6 protein-coding genes and 2 pseudogenes are annotated in these 6,025 nt (G+C 59.3%); 4 read left to right on the forward strand and 4 right to left on the reverse strand.

Annotated features, from left to right (window positions below; genetic code table 11):
* Positions 1 to 405 precede the first annotated feature (405 nt).
* A pseudogene (locus X744_RS01000000170700) lies at positions 406 to 1,604 on the reverse strand (IS256 family transposase).
* Between the two features lie 542 nt (positions 1,605 to 2,146).
* On the opposite strand from X744_RS01000000170700, the gene X744_RS139965 reads away from it, so the two are divergent.
* Positions 2,147 to 2,350: a CsbD family protein gene (locus X744_RS139965; protein WP_023763179.1), complete on the forward strand. Its 204-nt coding sequence runs from the start codon at positions 2,147 to 2,149 to the stop codon at positions 2,348 to 2,350.
* Positions 2,351 to 2,573: 223 nt separating this feature from the next.
* On the opposite strand, the gene X744_RS0139085 is transcribed toward X744_RS139965, so the two are convergent.
* The gene (locus tag X744_RS0139085; protein ID WP_023763180.1) at positions 2,574 to 2,966 is read right to left on the reverse strand and encodes a hypothetical protein; all 393 of its coding nucleotides are present in this window, start codon (positions 2,964 to 2,966) and stop codon (positions 2,574 to 2,576) included.
* Between the two features lie 290 nt (positions 2,967 to 3,256).
* On the reverse strand, positions 3,257 to 3,487 hold the full coding sequence (locus tag X744_RS139960; RefSeq protein WP_023763181.1) for a hypothetical protein: 231 nt from the start codon (positions 3,485 to 3,487) through the stop codon (positions 3,257 to 3,259).
* 393 nt (positions 3,488 to 3,880) lie between these two features.
* Here X744_RS139960 and X744_RS00415 point away from each other — a divergent pair.
* From X744_RS00415 to X744_RS139950, 3 genes and pseudogenes are all read left to right on the forward strand, one after another.
* Positions 3,881 to 4,341: pseudogene (locus tag X744_RS00415) on the forward strand (Hsp20 family protein).
* Positions 4,342 to 4,464: 123 nt separating this feature from the next.
* On the forward strand, positions 4,465 to 4,707 hold the full coding sequence (locus X744_RS139955) for a hypothetical protein (protein WP_023763183.1): 243 nt from the start codon (positions 4,465 to 4,467) through the stop codon (positions 4,705 to 4,707).
* 291 nt (positions 4,708 to 4,998) lie between these two features.
* The gene (locus tag X744_RS139950; RefSeq protein WP_280948983.1) at positions 4,999 to 5,301 is read left to right on the forward strand and encodes a DUF982 domain-containing protein; all 303 of its coding nucleotides are present in this window, start codon (positions 4,999 to 5,001) and stop codon (positions 5,299 to 5,301) included.
* A 139-nt stretch (positions 5,302 to 5,440) separates the two neighbouring features.
* Here X744_RS139950 and X744_RS139945 read toward each other — a convergent pair whose 3' ends face one another.
* Positions 5,441 to 5,692 (reverse strand): hypothetical protein, encoded by a 252-nt coding sequence (locus X744_RS139945; protein ID WP_023763185.1) that lies wholly within the window; start codon positions 5,690 to 5,692, stop codon positions 5,441 to 5,443.
* Positions 5,693 to 6,025 lie beyond the last annotated feature (333 nt).

Consider the following 6,025-nt stretch of genomic DNA (forward strand, 5'->3'; position numbering starts at 1 on the left):
AGCGACCGCGCAATTTGTTCGAACACCGACTGCATGCCAGCAAACTGGCGAATGCCTCTTCTGTTCCAACCATTGTTTCCTCGACCACAGGCAAATCCGCAGTCGCTCGCCTGGACCGGCGCCGCAAAGCACGCGACCCCGCGTGAGCGGCTTCTCGGCACAGGACGATTGGACGCCCGGCTTTCCGAGCCGGGATTCCTGAACCCGCAAGGGCGGGGTTCGATATCCGGCGCGGTTCGAAAGAGCACACAAAACGCTCCTATGAATCAAAACCGCCTTCGCACCGCTACCCGCATAAGCTTGCGGCCAAGGAGAGCCTCTCTTGGCGCAAGCGCGGATCGTGTCCCTGGGAGTGGTGTAGCTGATGGCTTTGATCGCCGTGCTCTCCGGCGTTGGCCGGGCTGATCAGCGCGCCACGGCTGGCAAGCTGATCAAAGGATCATCGCTCATCTGCGACATCGTTTCCAGTGTCATGTATCTTGCGCGCTGGACGGCCCATTCATCGTTCTGTTCGAGCAGCAGGGCGCCGACGAGGCGCACGATCGCATCGTCGTTCGGGAAGATTCCGACGACCTCGGTGCGCCGCTTGATCTCGCCGTTGAGACGCTCGATCGGATTCGTCGAGTGGAGCTTGGCGCGATGTTGCTTCGGGAAGGTCATGTAGGCCAGCACGTCGGGCTCGGCGTCGTCCATGATTGTCGCCAATTTCGGCACCTTCGGCCGGATCTGGTCGGCGACGGTGCGCCATTGTACGGACGCGGCCTCGGGCGTCTCCTGGGCGAAAGCGGTGCCGATGAAGGCTGAGACGACCCTGCGGCCGCTCTTGCCGGCATGGGCCAGCACGTTCCTCATGAAGTGGACGCGGCAGCGCTGCCATGTCGCGCTGAGCACCTTGGTGACGGCCGCCTTGAGGCCTTCGTGCGCGTCGGAGACGACGAGCTTGACGCCGCGCAGGCCGCGACGGGTCAGCTTGCGCAGGAACTCCGTCCAGATCGGCTCGGCCTCCGAGGTGCCGATCTCCATGCCAAGCACCTCGCGCCGGCCGTCCGCGTTGACGCCGACGGCGATGATGACGGGACGCAGACGATGCGGCCGCCACGGCGCACCTTCAGGTAGGTCGCATCGATCCACAGGTATGGCCAGTCGCCTTCGATCGGCCGGTCGAGGAAGGCCTTCACCTTGCCGTCGATCTCCTCGCACAGCCGAGAGACCTGGCTCTTGGAGATGCCGCTCATGCCCATCGCCTTGACCAGGTCGTCGACCGAGCGTGTCGAGATGCCCTGGATATAGGCTTCCTGGATCACCGCGGTCAGCGCCTTCTCGGCCATGCGTCTCGGTTCGAGGAAGCCCGGGAAGTAGGAGCCCTTCCTCAGCTTCGGGATGCGCAGCTCGACCGTGCCGGCGCGAGTCTCCCAGTCCCGGTCGCGGTAGCCGTTGCGCTGGGCCGTCCGAAGTGGGCTTTTCTCGCCATAGGCAGCACCCGTCGCGGCGCCCACCTCCATCTCCATCAGACGCTCGGCGGCAAAGCCGATCATCTCACGCAACAGATCGGCGTCGGGTGTCTTCTCCACGAGCGCGCGCAGGTTCATCATGTCGTCGGTCATCGGTAGTCCTTCCGGTCAAAGGTTGGTGTCGCAACCAGACCCTACCGGAAAGCGCCGATGACCACCGCAAAGCCGCTCGCTCCCTACAGCGCCATCAAGGGCGCGCTCGCGAGCAGCTTTTGCTACCGCTGAGCTACACCACTTACGGCGACACGAGCCAAGCGCGGTCATTCAACAACTTATCAACCACCCAGAATGCCGCGTGGCGTGGCATTCGACGTCTAGAACAAAGAACCTATGTAGTCAGACGGCGAAAGCAGCGATCTTGACGGTGAAGTTCTCCTTGTCCAGCAAGCCCACAAGACTCTGGACCTCCGATTGGTGTTTTCCTGAGATATCGGCCAGATCACGGTGAAACCGACAGCCAGTGATTTGGGCACGGATTTCTGCAGCGTCATGAGGGATCGCAAAGGCCTTTCGCGCGTAACGTTCGTGCTGGTGGCAAGCACGGCGCGGTACCTATGTGAGCCCGCGTTTCAAAATCAGCAGGAACTTCTCTTACCGGATAACGTTTTCATTTCGGAAACCAGGAGATCACTGCCATGGATTGGGACCGCGTCGAAGGAAATTGGAAGCAGGTTAAGGGCAAGGTCAAGGAACAGTGGGGCAAACTTACGGACGACGACCTAGACCGCATCGGCGGTAAACGCGACCAACTTGAAGGCATCATTCAGGAGCGCTACGGCCTGGAGAAGGATCAGGTTCGCCGGGACATTGACGAGTGGTATGGCAGGCAAGACTGGTAGACGGTTGCCGCGACGCTCGAACGGCGTAACAGATTCGTGGTATCCCTTGCTGGCCTCAAGCTCATGCTGCGGACAGCTGATAAGCACCTATCGGCCGTCACTGGCGAGGCTTCGAGCGGCGGGATTGCCCTTTCCATCGTGCGTTGCCGGAATCCGATCAGGAGGTGCCGTTCACGGCGGAATTTGGCGAGCGCATCGTGCGCAGAAACTTCCCTGCCCGGCTTCAACCCGCTCCAGCTCGGCGGTGCTTCTTCAGCCTGGTAATCGCCGCCTTGTCGACAGTAATCAGGCCTCCGCAATCAATTCGCACCGTCAATTTATCGGCTTCGCGATCGACGCGAGTAACATCCCCAACGAGAACGACCTTATCTCCTGCTCGGGTTTTAGGTGGCGGATCGATCGCATAGGGATGGTTATATGATGGGATGCTTACTCTAGCGCGCCCGCTGGGGAGAACCGTGATCACCGTACTGGTCAGCGCCACTTCGTCACCGATCTCAAATTCCCGAGGCATGCTATGGTGCAACATGGGTTTCCTGCGGTGCTTTTTCTTAATAATGCTGGCAAACTGACTTGGTTGCGCGAAATCGTAGCGAATGGCGAATGCCGAACTCATTTCTCTCGGAGGGCCCCGCCAGCGTGAAATTTCCTTCCATCGAAACCACGCAGGATAGCGATCGGCTCGGGCCATCTGCTGACCTGCTCCCACCTGGCGATGCTCGGCGCCTCCGTATCGGCACCTCCCACACCACGAAATTTGGTGGGCTAGCCAGATCGGAAGCTAAGAGACGATCACGAACGGTGCTGCGGCGCTCACGTCGCGCCAGCCTGGCACTCCTCCTTGCTTTGCTCGCACCTGCGCACTCAGCAGACATGAACCGCCGCCATCGCGCAGCCGGTAGTGTCTCAGTTTGAAATTCGCCGACCTCTGCGGCGCTGCTTAGAAAGGGCCTTCAATAGGTCCGCTTCATCTGTGATCCCGTTCTGGAAAGCGTTGACGACTTCCTCGGCGAGTGCTTCCATCTGCGCCACGTCTTTCTTGGCGAGGAAGCGCTCCTTGGATATTTGGTCGAACACTCGCTTTAGCAGGGCCAGATCAGCGGCGTCGAATGCTCCGCCATAGCGTCGCAGTGGCATTTGCCGTCCTTCAAACTTGGCTTGATTGCCTGACTGTCTCACAAACGATGAATGACCGCTACCAGCCGTACACGGGAATGGCGCGGCTTTCCCATTATCCAACTTGGAGGGGCGCAATGCTGGAGGTGGAAGGCTGGAAAATCGCTTGGGGCGTGGTTTTCGAATTTGTTTCATATATGGACACTAGCCTTCGGCCTTATGATCCGAAATCTACCGGGCATCGAAGAAATTTCACTGCTCGCTGAAAATTTTCCTATGCGCCCTCTTGAAGCCACAACGCCCTGTTATAAATAGCTAATTGCCGGTCGCCAGATGGGGCCGGTAGAGCCTAGGAGGCTTCAAGGCGATCCTAGGCCTTGTTGCAAACCATGTTGCTCAAAGGAGGATATGGCTATGAGGACAAACCTTGATTTTGCCCCCCTGTTCCGGTCCAGCANCGCGTCTTCGACATGCTGGAAAATGCGAGCCGCGTCACTGCGACAGACAATTGGCCGCCCTACGACATCGCCAAGGCTGGTGAGGACGACTATCGCATCACCATGGCGGTCGCCGGCTTCTCGCAGGATCAGCTGACAATCACTCATCAGCCTAACCTGTTGGTTGTGAGTGGGTCGCAACCTGGCGAGGACAATGGCCAGTACCTCTATCGCGGCATTGCCGTGCCCGCTTTCGAGCGTCGGTTCGAACTGGCCGACCATGTGAAGGTCGTCGGCGCCAGCCTGAACAATGGGCTGCTGAACATCGATCTCAAGCGCGAGCTTCCCGAAGAGATGAAACCGCGCCGGATCGCCATCGCCGGCAGCACGGCAAAGGCAGCGCCGCGACAGATCGAAGCCGAAAAGAACGCGGCCTGAAGTCAGCGTGAATCAGAAGCGACAGGCACCCACTGACGCATAGAGCAGGCCGGAGGCGGCACGTCGCCGTCTCCGGCGAATCCTTCGCTCCATCGGAGAGACGAATGATGCAGGTGCAAGCAAGTGAAGTCGCTCGAGTCCAAGCACGCGAACGAGTCGTGGAAAATTGCCGGCGCGGATCTTTCTGGAACCGGCTTCAACTGGCCTTGCTGCGGGCCAGCGACGCCGCTGCTTTGCGAGCGTCGCATCATGGGCCAGCGTTGGCGGAACCTTGAGGCGATTTATGCATCGCCGATCGAGGTGGTGATGAGTGAGCGTGTTTCAATCGCTGACAACCCCTTCACTGCCGGACGCGATCAGCCCTGACGAGTAGACGTTTATCGACACATTGCGCCACAGCCTCACCGTGGCGAACGCGCGAGACTTGATCATTATCCCGCCCTTGCTTGCCATGCTGGCCCTGCGCTCGCAAGGCGCCTTAAGATTCTGGCTGTTCGTCTCGCCATCTCCTCTTGAACTGAAAAGAGGCGATTCCGATCTTTTCCACAGCTGCCGCCTGGTCTGCCGGGTTCGTCGGCTTACCCCTCATCTTGGCGACAGGACGAGGCAGAAATCGGTTGGCGCGCAATTCGAAGGGAGGTCATTATGGAAAGTGAGATGTTCAAACATGCGATTTTCGTACGGGACGATACCTTTGCTCTCCGAAAGATCGTTTGTCTCATGGATGCGATAGAGTTTCTGGAGGAATGGCCGGTCGAAAGGCGAGGCCTCCTTCACGCGGCGGCATGTGACACTTGCTACGCTGCGTATGATGGTCGGAAGTCTGTCGAGTCGGCGCACAAGACGTTTACGGCTTGGGCACGCAGGGTCGGTGTGATCGACAATGTGCCTGTGGCGCCGCACTGGATGACTGGGCCGAAGATTGGCGGCGTAAATCAGCCTATGGATATTGACGGCTAGCCCGTCATCCAGCGGCTAAAGACGGGGGCAATTCGAATCGCCGCCCGATGCCTCGTCATGCGATGGCAAGGCTCGCAGAGTTAGGGGCTCACGCGAAATCGGGATTGGTCTTCGAAAAGCTGTAGCCGGCTTCTCAGAATTAATGGCTGCCGCCGGGATTCCCTTGGGCCGGATCCGCCAGGTCTTCGTCAGGTTGGATCAGATCGATTAGATTTGCCATCCGTGTTCCTGGCAGCGGTCGTCCCTCGCTCATCAGCGCCTCATCGGCAAAAGCCCAGGCCCATGCCTCTCTTAACTCCTCGAGCGAAGCACCGGACGCAATGATTTCAGCAATCGTTGCGTCGTCGACGCGTCCGAGGATCGAGAGAACGTCTTGGCGTGTCATGCTCATCCTTTCCTCCGTCCGAAATGCTAGCGAAGCAGATGGTGTTCGAAGGACTATTTGCAAGAGGCGTCCCCCGGCTTTACGCTTGCGACGGCGAGTCCGGAGCAGAGATGGCATAGTGGGCATGCAGCCAACAGTTGGACCTGAATCTGACAGCGAAGCGCCGGCTGCCGCCCTCCAAGTCCGCCGCGCCCTCCAAGTCCGCCGCGAGAGACTGGCGATACGAAAGTTCACCCAGTAGCAGCGGCGATCATCCCCTTTGACTGCAGGGCTATCGCATATGAGTAAAGAGGCTAAGCAGGTTTTGATCGGCCCATCGTGCCTTGAGTCGTTTGTGGC

Source organism: Mesorhizobium sp. LNHC252B00, assembly GCF_000502955.1.
In the GTDB taxonomy this organism is placed as follows: domain Bacteria; phylum Pseudomonadota; class Alphaproteobacteria; order Rhizobiales; family Rhizobiaceae; genus Mesorhizobium.